The organism is Bradyrhizobium sp. AZCC 2230 (assembly GCF_036924495.1).
Taxonomy (GTDB): domain Bacteria; phylum Pseudomonadota; class Alphaproteobacteria; order Rhizobiales; family Xanthobacteraceae; genus Bradyrhizobium; species Bradyrhizobium rifense.
The window spans coordinates 5,764,076-5,781,495 of record NZ_JAZHRS010000001.1 but is presented as its reverse complement, the minus strand read 5'-3'; the positions used below and the strand labels follow the sequence as shown (position 1 = coordinate 5,781,495).

At 64.1% G+C, this 17,420-nt stretch carries 16 protein-coding genes; 11 read left to right on the top strand and 5 right to left on the bottom strand.

Annotated features, from left to right (window positions below):
- Window positions 1-213 precede the first annotated feature (213 nt).
- The 4 genes from V1280_RS27675 to V1280_RS27660 all read left to right on the top strand — a co-directional run bounded on the left by V1280_RS27675 (window position 214) and on the right by V1280_RS27660 (window position 4,183).
- Entirely contained in the window at window positions 214-987 is a 774-nt protein-coding gene (locus tag V1280_RS27675; RefSeq protein WP_334531556.1) for a ferredoxin--NADP reductase, read from the top strand.
- Window positions 988-1,116: 129 nt separating this feature from the next.
- Complete coding sequence (locus tag V1280_RS27670) at window positions 1,117-1,995, top strand: patatin-like phospholipase family protein (protein ID WP_334531553.1); 879 nt, start codon at window positions 1,117-1,119, stop codon at window positions 1,993-1,995.
- Window positions 1,996-2,208: 213 nt separating this feature from the next.
- Window positions 2,209-3,834 (top strand): FMN-binding glutamate synthase family protein, encoded by a 1,626-nt coding sequence (locus tag V1280_RS27665; protein WP_334531550.1) that lies wholly within the window; start codon window positions 2,209-2,211, stop codon window positions 3,832-3,834.
- A gap of 106 nt (window positions 3,835-3,940) precedes the next feature.
- Entirely contained in the window at window positions 3,941-4,183 is a 243-nt protein-coding gene (locus V1280_RS27660; protein WP_334531547.1) for a PilZ domain-containing protein, read from the top strand.
- A gap of 22 nt (window positions 4,184-4,205) precedes the next feature.
- Here the strand turns inward: V1280_RS27660 and V1280_RS27655 are convergent, their stop codons facing one another.
- From V1280_RS27655 to V1280_RS27640, 4 genes are all read right to left on the bottom strand, one after another.
- Window positions 4,206-5,504 carry a hemolysin family protein gene (locus tag V1280_RS27655; protein ID WP_334531544.1) on the bottom strand — a complete coding sequence of 433 codons (1,299 nt, stop codon included), beginning with the start codon at window positions 5,502-5,504 and terminating at the stop codon, window positions 4,206-4,208.
- A 127-nt stretch (window positions 5,505-5,631) separates the two neighbouring features.
- On the bottom strand, window positions 5,632-7,608 hold the full coding sequence (locus V1280_RS27650; RefSeq protein ID WP_334531539.1) for a carbohydrate porin: 1,977 nt from the start codon (window positions 7,606-7,608) through the stop codon (window positions 5,632-5,634).
- Window positions 7,609-8,016: 408 nt separating this feature from the next.
- Window positions 8,017-8,277 (bottom strand): hypothetical protein, encoded by a 261-nt coding sequence (locus V1280_RS27645; protein ID WP_187437280.1) that lies wholly within the window; start codon window positions 8,275-8,277, stop codon window positions 8,017-8,019.
- Between the two features lie 139 nt (window positions 8,278-8,416).
- The gene (locus V1280_RS27640; RefSeq protein WP_334531534.1) at window positions 8,417-9,223 is read right to left on the bottom strand and encodes a creatininase family protein; all 807 of its coding nucleotides are present in this window, start codon (window positions 9,221-9,223) and stop codon (window positions 8,417-8,419) included.
- 140 nt (window positions 9,224-9,363) lie between these two features.
- Here V1280_RS27640 and V1280_RS27635 point away from each other — a divergent pair, with 140 nt between their 5' ends.
- From V1280_RS27635 to V1280_RS27605, 7 genes are all read left to right on the top strand, one after another.
- Window positions 9,364-10,386, top strand: coding sequence for an ABC transporter substrate-binding protein (locus V1280_RS27635; RefSeq protein WP_334531531.1), 1,023 nt, complete (start codon window positions 9,364-9,366; stop codon window positions 10,384-10,386).
- A 203-nt stretch (window positions 10,387-10,589) separates the two neighbouring features.
- On the top strand, window positions 10,590-11,405 hold the full coding sequence (locus V1280_RS27630) for an ABC transporter ATP-binding protein (RefSeq protein WP_334531529.1): 816 nt from the start codon (window positions 10,590-10,592) through the stop codon (window positions 11,403-11,405).
- Window positions 11,402-12,220 carry an ABC transporter permease gene (locus V1280_RS27625; protein ID WP_334531526.1) on the top strand — a complete coding sequence of 273 codons (819 nt, stop codon included), beginning with the start codon at window positions 11,402-11,404 and terminating at the stop codon, window positions 12,218-12,220. Before V1280_RS27630 ends, V1280_RS27625 begins: the two co-directional genes overlap by 4 nt.
- Window positions 12,220-13,209, top strand: a complete 990-nt coding sequence (locus tag V1280_RS27620) for a 2-hydroxyacid dehydrogenase (RefSeq protein ID WP_334531523.1) — start codon at window positions 12,220-12,222, stop codon at window positions 13,207-13,209. Before V1280_RS27625 ends, V1280_RS27620 begins: the two co-directional genes overlap by 1 nt.
- Window positions 13,209-13,901, top strand: a complete 693-nt coding sequence (locus V1280_RS27615) for a protease inhibitor Inh/omp19 family protein (protein ID WP_334531519.1) — start codon at window positions 13,209-13,211, stop codon at window positions 13,899-13,901. The genes V1280_RS27620 and V1280_RS27615 overlap by 1 nt, the downstream gene beginning before the upstream one ends.
- A 147-nt stretch (window positions 13,902-14,048) precedes the next feature.
- Entirely contained in the window at window positions 14,049-14,447 is a 399-nt protein-coding gene (locus tag V1280_RS27610) for a YciI family protein (RefSeq protein ID WP_334531516.1), read from the top strand.
- Window positions 14,448-14,478: 31 nt separating this feature from the next.
- Window positions 14,479-15,765 carry an RNA polymerase sigma factor gene (locus V1280_RS27605; RefSeq protein ID WP_334531513.1) on the top strand — a complete coding sequence of 429 codons (1,287 nt, stop codon included), beginning with the start codon at window positions 14,479-14,481 and terminating at the stop codon, window positions 15,763-15,765.
- Here the strand turns inward: V1280_RS27605 and V1280_RS27600 are convergent.
- Window positions 15,762-17,243 (bottom strand): peptidoglycan-binding protein, encoded by a 1,482-nt coding sequence (locus V1280_RS27600; RefSeq protein WP_334531510.1) that lies wholly within the window; start codon window positions 17,241-17,243, stop codon window positions 15,762-15,764. The two genes, V1280_RS27605 and V1280_RS27600, sit on opposite strands and share 4 nt — an antisense overlap.
- Window positions 17,244-17,420 lie beyond the last annotated feature (177 nt).

The window sequence follows — 17,420 nt, the reverse complement described above, 5'->3', positions numbered from 1 at the left end:
CCCCGGACAGCAGATCCGTTAATGATGTGGCCATTTCCGCCGCAAATGCCGCTTTGACCGGCATCAATTGCATCCGGAACGAGGTTGATTATTGGTCTCAATGGCGTAGATCACACACGCGAAATCCTCCGCCATGGCAATGGTGTCCGCCCCGTTTCAGGGCCGGGCAATGCTTTTGCCCTAAAACCGCAGACATTCGGAATATCGAAAATCATGAGCGCGTTTTACCGAGAGAAGGTTCTTTCCGTCCAGCACTGGACCGACACGCTGTTCAGCTTCCGCGCCACGCGCGACACCGGCTTCCGCTTCCAGAACGGCCAGTTCGCGATGATCGGCCTCGAGGTCGATGGCCGTCCGCTGCTGCGCGCCTACAGCATGGCCAGCGCCAACCACGAGGAAGAGCTCGAGTTCTTCTCGATCAAGGTGCAGGACGGTCCGCTGACCTCGCGCCTGCAGAAGATCAAGGAAGGCGACACCATCCTGGTCGGCCGCAAGGCCACCGGCACGCTGATCACCGACAACCTCATCCCCGGCAAGCGGCTGATGCTGCTCTCGACCGGCACCGGCCTCGCGCCGTTCGCCAGCCTGATCAAGGATCCCGAGGTCTATGACCAGTTCGAGAGCATCGTGCTGGTGCACGGCTGCCGCCAGGTCTCCGAACTCGCCTATGGCGAGAAGCTCGTCGCGAATTTGCGCGAGGACGAGCTGTTCGGCGAGCTGCTCGCTGACAAGCTGATCTATTATCCGACCGTGACCCGCGAGCCGTTCCGCAACCGCGGCCGCATCACCGATCTCATCAGCTCCGAGCAGATCTTCAACGACATCGGCCAGGGCCCGCTCGACATCGCAACCGACCGCATCATGATGTGCGGCAGCCCGGCGATGCTCGAAGAGCTGAAGGTGATGTTCGAAGGCCGCGATTTCATCGAAGGCTCCGGCAACAAGCCCGGCCATTTCGTGATCGAGAAGGCGTTCGTCGAGCGGTAGTCGCCGCTCGGCCCTCACCATCCTCCCCCGACTTTGTTATTGGCGTCGCCCGCGCGCGGCTTGTTATAAGCGCGCGCTGAAATCTCGCGGCGATGTTGCGGTGCGAGAGGTGGGGGAGCTGCGCACGCCTTGTCCGCGATCGACCATGGTCGTCCGCCGAGACCGACGGCCTATGTGCTGGCGGGCGGCGGCAGTTTCGGGGCGATCCAGGTCGGCATGATGCATGCGCTGGCCAAGCACGGGGTCGTCGCCGATCTCGTGGTCGGCTCCAGCGTCGGCGCGATCAACGGCGCTTATTATGCCGGCGATCCCTCGCTCAAGGGCGTGCTCGGGCTGGAGGCGATCTGGCGCAGCCTGAAGCGTCACGACGTCTTCCCGGTCACATGGCGGACCCTGCTCGGCTTCATGTGGCGGCGGGACTTTCTGATTCCCCATGACGGCATCCGCAGGCTGATCGAGGATCATCTACCCTATCGCAACCTGCAGGAGGCCCAGCTTCCTCTGCACATCGTCACCACCGATTTCGTCTCCGGCGAGAGCGTGGTGCTGTCGGACGGCCCGGCGGTCGAGGCGATCCTGGCGTCGACCGCGATCCCCGGCGCCTTCACGCCGGTCCATTACCGGAACCTGTTCCTCGCCGACGGTGCGATCTCCTCCAACACGCCGGTCCGGATCGCGGTGAAGATGGGCGCAAAGCGGCTGATCGTGCTGCCGGCCGGACACGCCTGCGCGGTCGCAAGCCCGCCGGTCGGCGCAGTTGCCAATGCTCTGCACGCGCTGACGCTGCTGACCGCGCGCCAGCTGGTCGCCGAGCTCGAAGCGCTCGCCCCCGATATCGAATATGTCGTAGTGCCGCCGCTCTGCCCGATGGTCGGGTCACCCTACGATTTCTCGCGCACCGGCGAGCATATCGATCGTGCGATCGAAGCCACCAGCGAATGGCTAGCTCAGGGCGGCCTCGAGCGGCACGGCGTGATTCCGCACGAGGCGCAGCTACATAGCCACTGAATTGGTCACTGAATTGTCATGTCATTGAATCTATTGCACTGCAAAAGCCCGCGTCCGGACGGATTGATTTGAAGCGTGCGGATTCGGTAGCCTCAAGACAGGTCCGCGTCATATCTATAGACGCGGCGCGGGCGTATCATACCCCGTCATGCTGACGAGAGGGACGTGTTCGTGGCCAACGAGAACAAAACGCAAGCTTCGTCTGAAGGGCTGATGGAAACCCTTCTGCTTCCCTTCTCTCCGCGCTTCATCATCCTGACGATCTGCGCGGTCGTCACTGCCCTGTTGATCGGCATCGGCATCGCCGATCGCAAGATCTTCGACATCCTGCTGATCCCGATCGTGATCTTCGGCGCGCTTACGCTGCTCGGTGTCCGCGATCTCACGCAGAAGGGCCATGCGGTTCTGCGCAACTACCCGATCTCGGCGCATATCCGCTTCCTGCTCGAAGAGATCAGGCCGGAGATGCGGCAGTATTTCTTCGAGAGCGAGAAGGACGGCATGCCGTTCTCGCGCGACATCCGCGCGGTGGTCTACCAGCGCGCCAAGATGCAGCTCGACAAGCGTCCGTTCGGCACCCAGGAGGACGTCTATCGCGAGGGCTATGAGTGGATGCATCACTCGGTGTCGCCCAAGGCGCATGCCGAGGAGAAGTTTCGCGTCACCATCGGGGGGCCGGACTGCGCAAAGCCCTATTCGGCCTCGGTGTTCAACATCTCGGCCATGAGTTTTGGCGCGCTCAGCCCCAATGCGGTGCGCGCGCTCAATGCCGGCGCCAAGAAGGGCGGCTTCGCCCATGACACCGGCGAGGGCGGCTTCAGCCCCTATCACGCCGAGATGGGCGGCGACATCATCTGGGAGATCGGCTCCGGCTATTTCGGCTGCCGTCATCTCGACGGCACCTTCGATCCCGAGGCGTTCGCGCGCGTTGCGAGCCAGGACCAGATCAAGATGGTCGAGCTCAAGATCAGCCAGGGCGCCAAGCCCGGCCATGGCGGCGTGCTGCCGGCGGCGAAGGTCTCTGAGGAGATCTCAAAAATCCGTGGCGTGTCGATGGGCGAGGACTGCATCTCGCCGGCCTCGCATCGTGCCTTCTCGACGCCCGTTGGCATGATGCAATTCATCGCCGAGATGCGAAAACTCTCCGGCGGCAAGCCGGCCGGCTTCAAGCTCTGCATCGGCCACCCCTGGGAGTTTCTGGCGATCTGCAAGGCGATGCTGGAGACCGGCATCTATCCTGATTTCATCGTCGTCGATGGCAACGAGGGCGGCACCGGCGCGGCGCCGCTGGAGTTCATGGATCATCTGGGCATGCCGATGCGCGAGGGCGTCAATTTCGTCCACAACGCGCTGGTCGGCATCAACGCGCGCGACCGCATCAGGCTTGGCGCGTCCGGCAAGATCGCCACCGCCTTCGACATGGCCCGCGCCATGGCGATCGGTGCCGACTGGTGCAATTCGGCGCGCGGCTTCATGTTCTCGCTCGGCTGCATCCAGTCGCTGAGCTGCCATACCGATCGTTGCCCGACCGGGGTCGCGACGCAGGATCCGACGCGGGCGCGCGCGCTCTACGTGCCGCTCAAGATCGACCGCGTGCACAATTATCACCACGCCACGCTGCACTCGCTGACCGAGCTGATCGCCGCAGCCGGTCTGACCCATCCGCAGGAGCTGCGCCCGGTCCATTTCAGCCAGCGGACCTCGACGACCAACGTACAGTCGTTCGCACAGCTCTATCCGGCGCTGCGCCGGGGCGAGCTGCTCGAAGGTACGGAAGACCCGCGGTTCCGCGACGCCTGGCGGATGGCGCGGTCGGATACGTTTCAGCCGGCGCTGTGAGCGGGCGATCCACCGCATGATACCGCCGTATTCCGATACGGCGTAAATTCATCGGGAGCCGGTTGCATTTTAACCTCCGTGTCAGCTTCGGGTGTAAATTGGCCCGATGGACGAAGACCGACGCAACAAGGCCAGGCACCGCGTATTGAAAGCCGGAACCATCGAGTTCGGCGGCGGCGCGATCGACTGCACCGTCCGCAATTTCTCCGACACCGGCGCAGCCCTCGACGTCACAAGCCCGGTCGGCATTCCCGAGCATTTTACCCTGTCGATCAAGGCGGACGGCGCGCATCTCGCCTGCACGGTGGTGTGGCGCAAGGAAAAGCGGATCGGGGTGCGGTTCGGGTGAGGGAGGTGGTGCGAGCGCTCGCTCACCCCGTCTCGACTTCACCCAGCCGGCTCGCCAAAATCTTGTCGATCCTCCTGCCGTCGAGATCGACCACCTCGATATGCCAGCCACTGAGGTCGAACGCGTCGCCGACATTGGGCAGCACGTTGAATTGCTGGAGCACGAGACCAGCCACCGTGTTGTAGCGATGATGCGGCGGCAGCTCGATGCTGAGCAGTTCGCCGAACTCGTCGACCGGCATCCAGCCCGAGACGAGCAGCGACGAGTCCGCGCGCCTGACGTAAGCCGGCTCCGGCGGGCCTTCCTCGGAATGGAAGGCGCCGACGATCGATTCCAGAATATCGGCGGCCGTGACCACGCCTTCGAAGGCGCCGTACTCGTCATAAACAAAACCGACGTGAACCGGCGCAGCCCTCAGGATTGCCAGTACATCGCGGGCATCGGCTGACGCTGGAATGCTTGGCGCTTCGCGGACGAGTGCGCGCAGATCCGGCGCGCGTTCGTTCATGTACGCGACCAGCAGGTCCTTCGCCTGGAGCACGCCGATGGGCGCGTCGCGATCGCCGTCGGAAACAGGAAAGCGCGAATGCGGGCTCTTTGCGATGATCGCTTGAATTGCTTCCGGAGCATCATTCAGGTCGATCTCGTTGACCTCCGTGCGCGGCGTCATGATCGCGCCGACCGGCCGGTCGCCGAGCCGCATGACGCCCGCGATCATCTCCTTTTCGCCTGACTCCAGCACGCCGGCACTTTCGGCCTCGTTGACGAGATGGTGGATTTCGTCCTCCGACACCTTCTCCTCGGCCTTGCCGCCGCGCCCGAGCAGCGCGAGGATCAGCTTGCCTGAGAGATCGAGCAGGAAGACCAGCGGCAGCGAGATCTTCGCAAGCCAGTCCAACGCCGGCGCGACCTTGACTGCGATGCTTTCGGGGTCGCGCAATGCCACCTGCTTCGGCACCAGCTCGCCGACGATCAGCGTCGCATAGGTGATGATAGTGACGACGATGCCGACGCCGACGATGTCGGCAATCCCTGGGGACAGACCGAGCTCGATCAGCCATTGCGTCAGCCGCTGCCCGAGCGTCGCGCCGGAGAACGCGCCCGAGAGCACGCCGACCAGCGTGATGCCGATCTGCACCGTCGAGAGAAACTTTCCGGGATCGGCGGCAAGCCGCAGCGCGCGCTCGGCGCCGCGCACGCCCTTGGCGGCCAGCAGCGACAGCCGCGCCGGGCGCGATGAGACCACAGCCAGTTCGGACATGGACAACAGGCCATTGATGACGATCAGGACGACGACGACGATGAGTTCGACAGACAACATTGTGCGCTGGGGAAAGGGGATGCGGACCGGCGGACGCCGGACTAAGCCCTTTATATATGAAGGCGATGCGCGTTTTGCCCGGTTCCGACCAAATTGTCGCACTGTCGGGACATGTGTTCCCGAAAGCTCAGAACTCGGCGTGCAGGCGGCCCGAGAAGATCGAGACCGGGCCGCGGTCCGCGTTGTAGGCGGGATTGACGACGAGCTGATAGTCGGCGGTCAACGTCACGCCCTTGATCACCGAATAGGCGTAATAGGCCTCGAGGATGCGTTCGGTGCGATAGTTGAGCTGGCCGTCGCCGATCACGAGGCCGGTGCCGCCGGCGGCGAGGAAGTCGCGGTGCGCGGCCGACAGGCCGTTGATGGCGCCGCCGATGCCGACCGTATCGTCCGGTCGCCCCCAACGGCTGCCCTTGATCGACAGGCCGCCCGACAGGCTGCGGTCGATGTCGGTGAAGGACAGGATCTGGTTCTGGCCGTCGTTCCAGCTTGCGCGCGCAAACAGTCCGACATCGTTGACGATCTGCTGCTCGAGATTGACGTAGAAGCCGTATTTGAGCCGGTCGCGCTGGGTCGCGGTGACGATGTCGTTGATGTCGAGCCCCGGATTCGCCGCGGCCAAGTCTACCACTTGCTGGTAGTTGGCGGTGTTGCCGCTGTTGGCGAAGACGCCGACGCGCAGTTTGCCGGGCTGCTCGAGGAGCGTGTGACGCTCTTCGAACTCGACCACGGTGCCGCCGGTCTTGAAGGTGAGCACGTCGCTGTTCGGTGCGGCCGGCACCTGGAACAGGCCAGCACGGATCGCCCAATCCTTGCGGTTGAGCTCGACCACGGCGCCGCGGGTATAGCCGGGCAGGTCGGCAGGGAAGTCGTACGCGGCGGACGCCCACATCGCCCAGTTCATGAAGTCGGCGCGCGGGTCCTTCGCATAGGAATTGCCGTCGAAGAAATCGCCGACGGCGAAGCGGCCGACAATCAGCGTGACGCGATCGATGTCGCGTTTGCCGGCAAGCTGGTTCGGTGCGTCGTCGACCGCTTCCTGCTCGCCACCGAGTCCAAAGGTCTGCTTGAGATAGTAGCGCTGCGCCCGGATCTTCGGGAAGGGCGCGCCGGCCTTCTGCGCTTCGCCGTTGGAGAAGCCGGCAAGTCCGAGCGTGCCGTTGAGGCCAAATCCCTGTGCGAGCTCGGGGTTGAAATAGAACTCGCCGCCGTCCCAGAGTTTCGCACCCAAGAATGCCGTCGTCGTCCACGTCGCCTGAAACTGGCCGCCGCCGGGCAGGCTCTGCGGGCTCGCATAGGGCGAGTGGATCGGCCCATAGCCCTGCGGCAGCACGGTCGTCTGGGCGTGGACGTTCCAGGCGTCGGACTCCGGAAGCTTGGATTTTCCATTGACCGCCGGCATCCACGGCGTGTCGCCGAACTGATAGTTCAGGCCGAGCTTGAACAGATGGATGCGCGGATCGACGTTGACGCTGCCGAGGCCAAAGCCGCTGAGATCGAAAGTCTTGCGGGAGAGGTCGACATATTCGTATTCGGCCTTCGCGGTCCAATTGCCGCTGACGGCGTATTCGAGGCCGAGGCCGGCGGTCCATCCGGTCTGGTAATGGCCGACCGGAAATAATCCGGTGATGCCGTCGCCGTCGTTGACGTTGATGTGGGTATGGCCCCAGGCGAAGCCGCCGGTGACATAGGGCATGAATCTGTCGAAGGCATAACCGATGCGGCCGCGCACGGTGCCGACATAGTCGATCGTGGTGTGGAAGGGCGCCGGTGAATGTGCGAGTGCCGGACCGTCAGACGGACTCGTGAATGTCGAATCCGCCTCGATGCCGAGCACGACGCGGTTTGCGAGCTGGCGATTATAGCCGAGCTGATAACCGCTGGTGAGCCCGGTCGCGCTATGTGGCAGGACCACGCCCTGCTCGGGCATGGGATTGGTGCCGGGCCCGAAGCCCGCATCGCCGTAACCGAAATGGCCGCCCACATAGAAGCCGGTCCACTCGTAGACGGTTTTCGCGGCGCGCGCCTTCAGCGGCAGGTCGGCAGCGACGCCGGCCCCCGGCAGCACGAGCACGCCCGAGGCAAGCGCCGCGGCCGTACGCAAATAGCGATGTCGGTGACCTCTCAACGTCAAAACTACGCCCCCAGACGCGACTGTGCCCCAACCGCGCCCGACATCCCTGCCGATTCGCGGTGCTCCTGTCATCAGGGTCCTGGCTGTTCGCGCGACCGGACGAGACGAGCTCGTTTCGATGCGTTTCACCCCAAGGTCATGCCAAGTCCCTGTGCTTGTTGCGAACCTTATTGCAAGTAATTCGCAATAGCAACTAGTCCAGAAAGCCGCAGACGATGGTTCGCATCGTTATGTGACGGGACTGCAACAAATTCCCGGTGCAAAAACGGATGACCCCGCCCGGGGGGACAGCCGGGCGGGGTCGGGGCACGACACGGGGTGGATGAGGCGCCCGTGTCGGACGCAGGATCCACGTAAGATCGGCCTCAGAGCCTTAAATCAGTAGCAAGTACGAACGTTGCCGACGAACTGGCCGTACGCGTTGTACTGGGCGACCCAGCCGCAGCGATGATAGCCGTAATAGGGCTGGTTGCTGGCGGCGATCGCGGTGCCGACGATGGCGGCGGTGGCGATGCCGGCGCCCACGCCCCAGCCCCAGCCGAGCGGCTTGGCCTGAGCAGTCGACGTGGTGGATGCGACGCCAGCGGTGACGGTGAGGGCGGCGAGAGCGACGGCGGCAATCTTGGTCTTGATCGACATGTGAAACTCCATCCGGGTTGAGGCGGTCCGTTGTGGCCCGCGTGCCCAATTGGACGGAGGCTTGCCGAAACCGGTTCGAACGCGCCTCGGACGGCCTGGGAATTCGACTCTTTTATGAGTGATTCCAAAAGGATGCAGGCTAGCCGAGAGGGCCTTTGGCGAGCCTGTTCACGTCGAAGTTATCGACCTCAGTCAGCAGCTCGCAAAAGGCGCGCGCGCCCTGGTCGATGAGCTGCTCGCCCTTCTCGATCACGGCCAGTGTCGCATTGCCGACGGCGCCGCTGGCGTTGAGATCCTGCGCCTGCCAGGCAAAGGGCGCGGGCCGCTGCGTCGAGAGCCAGCGATATTGTGTCTCCATCGCGACGCTGCTCGCGGGAAAATCCGCGATCGCATCGGCGCGCACCTGCTCGGGATAGCGCGCCAGCATGATCGAGGTCTCGACCGCACCGCCATGGATGCCGTGACGCACTTCATCGGCCGGGAACAGCTTTTCCGCGCCCGACAGGCGCGACCACGACGTCGTCACCGCGAACAGTTTTTGATGCGCACGAAGATCCTGCGCCACCAGCATCATCGCCGCGCTGTTGCCGCCATGGCTGGTGATGATGACGAGCTTTTTCACGCCGCGTCGCGCGACATCCTCGCCGATTGCGGTCCAGCGCTTCAGCGCCATTTCGGTCGGCAGCGTCTGCGTGCCCGGATAGTCGATATGCTCGGTCGAGATGCCGACCGGTTCAACAGGCAGGAACGTCGCCGGAATGGTCGCGGGCAGCACCTCCTGCACACGCGCGAGATAGGCGTCGGCGATCAGCACGTCGGTCTCGAGCGGCAGATGCGGGCCGTGCTGCTCGGTCGCCGCCAGCGGCAGCACCGCGATCCAGCGCGATACGTCCGCAGGGTTCGCATCGGCCCAGCGGATCTCGGTCCAGTCGCGCGGAGGCGTCATCAAGGTTTCTTTGCCCGAATTTGTCACGTAGTTTGGTGTTATGGAGGGGACGCGGGCCTGACCGGTTCGCGTCCCCGAATGTCTTGCGGTTTTATCGCGTTGGTCTGGCATCGGCCAGACACGATCGACGGAGTCCCATCATGAGCCCTTCCCATCTGCGGCGAGCGTTAACGGCAGGCCTGCTGGCCACTTTCATGTCGGTCCTGCCGGCGCGCGCGGAAACCCTGGACAAGGTCACTTTCGGCACCAATTGGGTCGCCGAGGCCGAGCATGGCGGCTTCTTCCAGGCGGTCGCCGACGGCACCTACAAGAAATATGGGCTCGACGTCACCATCGTTCCGGGCGGGCCCAATGAGAACAACCGGATGCTGCTGATCGCCGGCAAGATCGATTTCTTCATGGCTGCGAACACGCTGATGTCGTTCGACGCGGTCGCCAACAACGTCCCCGTGGTGACCATCGCCGCGGTCTTCCAGAAAGACCCGCAGGTGATGCTGACGCAGCCGGATGCGAAGGTCACCAAGATCGAGGAGCTCAAGCCGCTGACGCTGTTCGTCTCCAAGGAGGGCATGACCAGCTACTTCCAGTGGCTCAAGTCCGAATACGGTTTCAGCGAGAAGAACGTCCGTCCCTATAATTTCAATCCGCAGCCCTTCATCGCCAACCCCAAGAGCGCGATGCAGGGCTACGTCACCTCCGAGCCCTTCGCCGTCGAGAAGGCCGCCGGCTTCAAGCCCAACGTCATCCTGCTCGCCGATGCCGGCTTCAACACCTATTCGACCCTGATCGAGACGCGCCGCGACCTGGTCGAGAAAAAGGCGGACCTGGTGCAGCGCTTCGTCGATGCCTCCATGATCGGCTGGTACAATTACATCTACCGTGACAATTCCGCCGGCAATGCCATGATCAAGCAGCTCAATCCGGAGATGACCGACGATCTGCTGGCCTATTCCGTCGCCAAGATGAAGGAATACGGCATCGTCGATTCCGGCGAGTCCTTGAAAAACGGCATCGGCGCGATGAGCGACGATCGCTACACCTCCTTCTTCAACAAGATGGTGAAGGCCGGCGTCGTGAAGGGCGATCTCGACTTCCGCAAGTCCTACACGCTGCGCTTCGTCAACAAGGGCGTCGGTGTCGAGCTGCGCCCCGCCAAGCCGTAACGCATGTCGAGATCAGACCGAGCTGCAGCCGCATCGTTTACCTCTCCCGTAGGGAGAGGTCGCGTCGCATCGCAAGATGCGATGCGGGAGAGGGGCTGCGCTCTCTCGTGGGACTTGATCCCCCTCACCCGGCGCTACGCGCCGACCTCTCCCCGTTGGGGAGAGGTGGCCGACCGCCGCCGACGACTGGCAGCCGACTGTCAATGGTAGAGACCAAAACGTCGCCCACGGTCGAGGCCAGCCTGACGGCGCTTGCCGTCAGCCTGCGCGGCGTGACGAAGGCCTATGACAACGGCGTCATGGCGCTCGGTCCCTTTGACCTCGCGGTGCGCAAGGGCGAGTTCATCTCGCTGCTCGGTCCGTCCGGCTGCGGCAAGTCGACGGCGCTGAGACTGATTGCGGGGCTTAGCGCTGCGTCATCAGGCACGGTGCGGATGTCGCGTCATGAAGGCCCGGCGCAGATCGGCCATAGTATCGGCTTCGTGTTCCAGGAGCCGACCCTGATGCCCTGGACCAGTGTGCGCGAAAACGTGCGGCTGCCGTTGAAGCTTGGCGGCGTTCCCAAGGCCGAAGGGCGGGCGCGGGCCGATGCGGCGCTCGCCAGCGTCGGTCTCGCCGATTTCGCCGACGCTTATCCGCGTGAATTGTCCGGCGGCATGAAGATGCGGGTGTCGCTCGCCCGCGCGCTCGTTACCGATCCTGATATCCTCCTGATGGATGAGCCGTTCGCGGCGCTCGACGAGATCACGCGATTCCGTCTCAATAACGATCTGCTCGCGCTGTGGCGCAGCCTTGGCAAGACCGTCATCTTCGTCACCCATTCGGTGTTTGAATCCGTCTATCTGTCGCAGCGCGTCGTGGTCATGACGGCGCGGCCCGGCCGCATCCAGGCCGACATCCGCATCGAGACCGTCGAGCCGCGCGGTGAGGAGTTTCGCACCTCGGCGGCCTATTCCGATTATTGCCGGCGCGTGTCGGCCGCGCTGGCGCCGTCATATTCGGGACAGTCGATGCTATGAACGCGCAAGCCCCCGTCACCGCAAAGCCGTCAGGCGCGCAAAACGCCGTGCGTTTCGTGCTGCCCGTCATCGTGTTCGCGGCCGGCCTTGCCGCCTGGGAGCTCGGGGTTCGCATTCGGGAGATCCCGCCTTACGTGCTGCCGGCGCCCTCGGTCATCTCCCTGACGCTGATCAAGGACTGGGCGGTGCTGTCACAATCGCTTGCGACCACGCTGCTGACGACGCTGGAAGGTTTTGTTGCCGCCAGCATCGGCGGCGTCGCGCTGGCGTTGCTGTTCAACCAGTCGAAATGGGTGGAATACTCGCTGTTTCCCTATGCCGTCGTCCTCCAGGTGACGCCGGTGATCGCGATCGCGCCTCTGTTGCTGATCTATCTGGAACAGCAGACCGCGGTCGTCGTCTGCGCCTTCATCGTCGCCTTTTTCCCGGTGCTGTCGAACACCACGCTCGGGCTGAATTCGGTCGATCGCAACCTCGCGGGCCTGTTCCAGCTCTATGGCGCCTCGCCACCGCAAACCCTGCGCTTCCTGAAGCTGCCGGCAGCGTTGCCCTATATCTTGGGCGGCCTGCGCATTGCCGGCGGCCTGTCGCTGATCGGCGCGGTCGTGGCCGAGATCGCAGCGGGAACAGCAGGCGCCGGCTCAGGCCTCGCCTACAGAATCGCCGAATCCGGCTATCGATTGAACATACCCCGCATGTTCGCAGCGCTGCTTTTGCTGTCACTGGCCGGGATTGTCATCTATGGGGTGCTGGCGCTAGTTTCCCACCTCGTTTTACGGCGCTGGCATGAGAGCGCGCTTGGAAAGGAAAACTGATGTCTACCGGTTCGATTTCGTCCGACAAGATCGACCTTCTGATCTATGGGCCGGTGCGGCCGATCCTCGAGAACGGGTTTTCCGATCATTTCGTCGTGCACAAGGCCGAGACGCGCGGCGACCTCGAGCGGCTGACGCCGGCGATCCGCGAGAAGATCCGCGGTGTCGCGGTGACCTATCACACCGTCCGCGCCGACAAGGATTCGCTGTCGCAATTGCCCAAGATCGAGATGGTGGCGAGCTTTGGCGTCGGTTACGACCACATCGACGCCAAATACGCCGCCGAACACAACATCATCGTCACCAACACGCCCGACGTGCTGACCGAGGAGGTCGCCGACGTCGCGATGGGCCTGCTGATCTCCACCGTGCGTGAATTCGTCAAGGCCGACCGTTACGTCCGCTCCGGTCTCTGGCAGACCCAGAATTATCCGCTCAGCGTCGGCTCGCTGCGTGACCGCAAGGTCGGCATCGTTGGCATGGGCCGGATCGGCCAGGCCATCGCGCGCCGGCTCGATGCCTCGCTCGTGCCGGTGGTCTATCACTCGCGCAATCCGTCCAAGGACGTCTCCTACAAGCACTATCCCGACCTGATCGAGATGGCGAAGGCGGTCGATACGCTGATGGTGATCGTGCCGGGCGGCGCCTCGACCAACAAGATGATCAATGCCGAGGTGCTCAAGGCGCTCGGCCCGCGCGGCGTGCTGGTCAACGTCGCGCGCGGCTCTGTCGTCGACGAGCAGGCGATGATCCAGGCGTTGAAATCCGGCACCATCCTCGCCGCCGGCCTCGACGTGTTCGCAGCCGAGCCCAGCGTGCCGGAGGAGCTCAAGACCATGCAGAACGTCGTGCTGCTGCCGCATATCGGCTCGGCCTCCGTCGTGACGCGCAACGCCATGGACCAACTCGTGGTCGACAACCTCAAATCCTGGTTCGCCGGCAAGGCGCCGCTGACGCCGGTGGCTGAAACGCCGTTCAAGGGGCGCTGATGACCGCCCTTCGGGTCGTTGCTTTGCTGATCGCGGCCTGTATCGCCGTGATCGGCGCTGCGCGTGCGCAGGACGCGACGACCCTGAAGAAGGAGATGGTTGGTCAGTGGGAGCTTTCGACCACCGAACGCAGCAAGACCTGCGTCGTCACGATCAAGGGCGACCCGGTGGCGCAGGGATTCAAGCTCGAGCTCGAGCCGGCCTGCAAGACCGCGCTGCCCTTCACCAAGGATATCGTCGCCTGGAGCGTGAAAGGTCTCGACATCGTCCGCTTGCAGGATGCGACCGGTGAATCCGTGATCGATTTCACCGAGGTCGAGGCCGGTATTTTCGAGGGCCTGCGCCAGGGCGAGGGCGTCTACATCCTGCAGGACCTCGCCGCCGCCCGGTCGATGGCCAAGTCGATGGACCAGATGATCGGCGACTGGGCCATAGTGCGCGGCAACGGCCAGCCGGTCTGCGGATTGACGTTGACCAACACGGAAGCCGATCAGGACAATTTCCAGGTCTTCCTGAAGCCGAAATGCGATGCGGCGATCGCCCAGTTCAACCCGACGCAATGGCGGCTCGAGCGCGGCCAGATCATCCTGATGTCGAAATCGGGCGACGCCTGGCAGTTCGAGGCCGACGACAACGCGCAATGGCGGCGGGTTCCCGATACGGCCGATCCCCTGATCATGCTGCGCCAGTAGGCGCCCGTTTGTTCCCGTAATTTCTGCCTGCAATTTTTCCGTTGCTGATGTCGATCCGGCCCCGGCCAGATCGTCATCCCAATAGCGAGCTGATCGCGCGACTGAACCGGCCGCATCTCGCCTCAACAGGAGTTTTGCATGCGCTTCATGTACATCGTCACCTCCCCAAAGCCCATGGCAGGTCCGTCCCCGGCGCTGGCGGAGGCGATGCAAAGGATCTCCGAACGGGAGATCAGGGCTGGCCGGATGCTCGACAATGGCGGCCTGATGCCGCTTGCGACCGGCGCGCGGGTGCATGTCGCCGATGGCGAGCTCAGCGTCATCGACGGCCCGTTCGTGGAGGCCAAGGAGGTGATCGGCGGCTATGCCATCTTCGAATTGCGCGACAAGGACGAGGCCCTGGCGATGGCCAAGGAATTCATGCAGTTGCACCTCGACCACATGCCGGGTTGGGAAGGCACTTGCGAATTGCGGGCGTTCGCTGCGCCGGGCGTGGACGTGGCCTGCGAAGTCAACGCGCGTGCAGGGGTAGCCGCCCACGCCTGATGGACACCACCGCTCGTCTCCTTCGGCGGCGATGACGGCCGCCGACACCGACATCGATCGCGTCATCCGCGCCACGATTCACGCAACCTGGCGCGTCGTGCAGCCGCGGCTGATCGCGACGCTGTCGCGGATGCTGCGCGACGTGCCGCTTGCGGAAGAGCTGACCCAGGACGCGCTGGTGGCGGCGCTGGAATCCTGGCCCATCATCGGCGTGCCCGAAAATCCCGGCGCCTGGCTCATGACGACCGCCAGGCGCCGGGCGCTGGATCATTTGCGCCGCGGCAAGATTCGCAGCGAGAAGCACGACATGCTGGCGCACGACATGTTGCAGGAGCAGGCGACCGTGCCGGATTTCGATGCTGCGCTCGACGATGATATCGGCGATGAATTGTTGCGGCTGGTCTTCACCGCCTGTCATCCGATCCTGTCGCGCGAGGCGCGCGCGGCGCTGGCGCTGCGCATGATCTGCGGCTTGACCACGTCCGAGATCGCGCGCGCCTATCTCGTGCCGGAAGCAACCATCTCCCAGCGCATCGTCCGGGCCAAGCGGACGCTGTCGGGATCCGGCCTCGCCTACGAGACGCCGAGCGGGGAGGCGTTGTCGGAGCGCCTCGCCTCGGTGCTGGAGGTGGTCTATCTCATTTTCAACGAGGGCTACCTCGCGGCGCGCGGCGAGGAATGGCTGCGGCCGCAGCTCTGCGACGAGGCGCTGCGCATGGGCCGCGTGCTCGCGGGCCTCGCCCCGGACGAGCCCGAGGTTCACGGCCTCGTCGCCCTGATGGATTTGAATGCCGCGCGGGCTCGCGCGCGGACCGACGCGAGCGGTGATCCCATTCTGCTGATGGACCAGGATCGCGCGCTCTGGGACCGCTCGCAGATCCGTCGGGGCCTGCGCGCGCTCGAACGTGCCCGCGAGCTCGACGGTGCAGGACGGTTTTACGTGATCCAGGCGGCGATTGCGGCGTGTCACGCCACGGCGGAGACGCCTGCAGATACCGACTGGCGTCGCATCGCGCAGCTTTACGCCGAGCTGGCGCTTCTGGTGCGCTCGCCGATCATCGAGCTCAATCGCGCGGTCGCGGTCGGCATGGCCGAGGGACCGCAGGCCGGGCTCGACCTGCTTGACGAGATCCGCAGCGCGCCAGAGCTGTCGGCCTATCATCATCTGCCGGCGGTTCGTGGTGATTTCCTGCAAAAGCTCGGGCGGCTCGCAGAGGCGCGGCAGGCGTTCGAGGCCGCCGCACATCTTGCCACCAACGGGCGTGAGCGCGCGCTGATGGAGCGCCGCGCTGCGGCGCTCCACGATCAGGATAGCTAAGTCGTCGGCTTGGGCGGTGGCGCAGTGCCCTGCGCCCACTTCTCCATCTTTCCAAGCACGCCCCAGGCCGTGAGCGCGAGCGATATCGGGAGAGCGAATTGGCTAAGCCCCGGCACCGCGGTCGCGATCGTCCCCAACAGTCCGGCGATACCTCCGGCATTGGGGCTTGCCGTCACCGCGGAGAGTAGCGCGGTGATGAGTGAGCCGCCGATACCGAGCGCCGTCTTCTTGCCGTCCAGCATTTTGCCGATGGTTTCGCCGAGCGCGCCGTTGACCTGGCCGAGCACGGGCTTGTTGCCGAGCAAGGCGCCGAGCAGGTCGACCACCTGTTTGAGCTGATCGGCCGGAGCGGGATTCGCTGGCGTGGTCGTTCCGGGTGCTGTCTTGGTGATGAGAGCGAGGAGCTGTCCAAGCACGCTAACCGTCGGGTTGGCCGCCGGAATTGGGCCCACCGGGACGTTTGCTCCCGGCTGCAAGGCCTGCGTGAGGCTCTGCAATTGGTTGAGGATCTGAGATAGCTGGGTGGACTGCCCTGCAGGCATTGTCCCTATCGGTGGGATCGCTATCGGCGTTGCACCTGTTGGGCTGGCTCCCGGCTGCAGACGCTGTGCGAGGTTCTCCAGCCGACCCAGGATCCGGGACAGATCCACATTTTGCGTCCGGACCGGCTGCATTCCAGCGCGCGTGATGGCGGCAATCGTGGTGCCGTCGAGCAGGCCGGTATCCTCGAGGGCGTGTTGTTGCTGAAATTGCGAGACCGCCGCCTGGGTCTTCGGTCCGCTGATGCCGTCTTCGTCGAGCGGCGGATTGGCGCCGAGCTTGTTGAGCGTCTGCTGCATCAGCAGCACCGACGACGCCACGTCTTCGTCGGGCTCGGAACGAGGGGCAATGGACGGGCTGTCGTCGATCGTGATCGAGGAATCCTGCGACATCATCGCATGCAGGACGACGGCGGTGCCGAGCTGCGTATCGACATGGTTCGGGTCGAAGACGTGGTCCGCGACGAACTTGCCGCCCCTCGCCTCGGTCGGTCCGTAGAGGGTCGAGCCGCCGTAGAGATAGGGCGAGTTGACGCCCTTGGCGTGATAGCCGAGGCCGTTGAAGCATTCGAGCCGGTACAGCGTACGCGCGATGCACCAGTCCTGCGTGCCGACGAAGTGCTGGATCCGCAGCGCGTCCACGGCACCGTCGACGAATGAGGCGAACGGGCCGCGGCCTTTCGGAACGAGGCATGTCACACGCTTCAGCGACTCGCCGTTGCCGAGATAGGTGTCGAGATCGAAATTGGACTCGCGATAATGGCAGAGCGCGACGAAATACCAGGGCACGCCGGTCAGCCGCTCGACCTGCTGATAGGTCGCCTTGCCGTTGATGGCCTTGCGTGCCGTCGCGTTGGCCTCGCCAAGGCGTGCGGGCCGGATCTCGAGATTGGCCCAGTTCCTCTCATATTCGCTCTTGAGACTCTCGTATGACACCATCTCCCGCTCCCGCGAATTGTTAAAATTATCGGTTCGTTGTGCAAATCAGGCGTGAGCCGCGTGCCGTCGGCGGCCAGGGCTCTAGGTGTGATCCGGCGAATGTGGCAGGCCATCGCTGCAGTGCATGTGAAATGGCTTACACGTGCAGCGCGAAAGGTGCGGTCAAAGGACGCAACA

Coding starts and splice junctions, on each gene's coding strand:
- V1280_RS27675 (WP_334531556.1), top strand. CDS start 214: ATGAGCGCGTTTTACCGAGAGAAGGTTCTTTCCGTCCAGCACTGGACC.
- V1280_RS27665 (WP_334531550.1), top strand. CDS start 2,209: ATGGAAACCCTTCTGCTTCCCTTCTCTCCGCGCTTCATCATCCTGACG.
- V1280_RS27660 (WP_334531547.1), top strand. CDS start 3,941: ATGGACGAAGACCGACGCAACAAGGCCAGGCACCGCGTATTGAAAGCC.
- V1280_RS27655 (WP_334531544.1), bottom strand. CDS start 5,504: ATGTTGTCTGTCGAACTCATCGTCGTCGTCGTCCTGATCGTCATCAAT.
- V1280_RS27645 (WP_187437280.1), bottom strand. CDS start 8,277: ATGTCGATCAAGACCAAGATTGCCGCCGTCGCTCTCGCCGCCCTCACC.
- V1280_RS27640 (WP_334531534.1), bottom strand. CDS start 9,223: ATGACGCCTCCGCGCGACTGGACCGAGATCCGCTGGGCCGATGCGAAC.
- V1280_RS27635 (WP_334531531.1), top strand. CDS start 9,364: ATGAGCCCTTCCCATCTGCGGCGAGCGTTAACGGCAGGCCTGCTGGCC.
- V1280_RS27630 (WP_334531529.1), top strand. CDS start 10,590: ATGGTAGAGACCAAAACGTCGCCCACGGTCGAGGCCAGCCTGACGGCG.
- V1280_RS27625 (WP_334531526.1), top strand. CDS start 11,402: ATGAACGCGCAAGCCCCCGTCACCGCAAAGCCGTCAGGCGCGCAAAAC.
- V1280_RS27620 (WP_334531523.1), top strand. CDS start 12,220: ATGTCTACCGGTTCGATTTCGTCCGACAAGATCGACCTTCTGATCTAT.
- V1280_RS27615 (WP_334531519.1), top strand. CDS start 13,209: ATGACCGCCCTTCGGGTCGTTGCTTTGCTGATCGCGGCCTGTATCGCC.
- V1280_RS27610 (WP_334531516.1), top strand. CDS start 14,049: ATGTACATCGTCACCTCCCCAAAGCCCATGGCAGGTCCGTCCCCGGCG.
- V1280_RS27605 (WP_334531513.1), top strand. CDS start 14,479: ATGACGGCCGCCGACACCGACATCGATCGCGTCATCCGCGCCACGATT.
- V1280_RS27600 (WP_334531510.1), bottom strand. CDS start 17,243: ATGGTGTCATACGAGAGTCTCAAGAGCGAATATGAGAGGAACTGGGCC.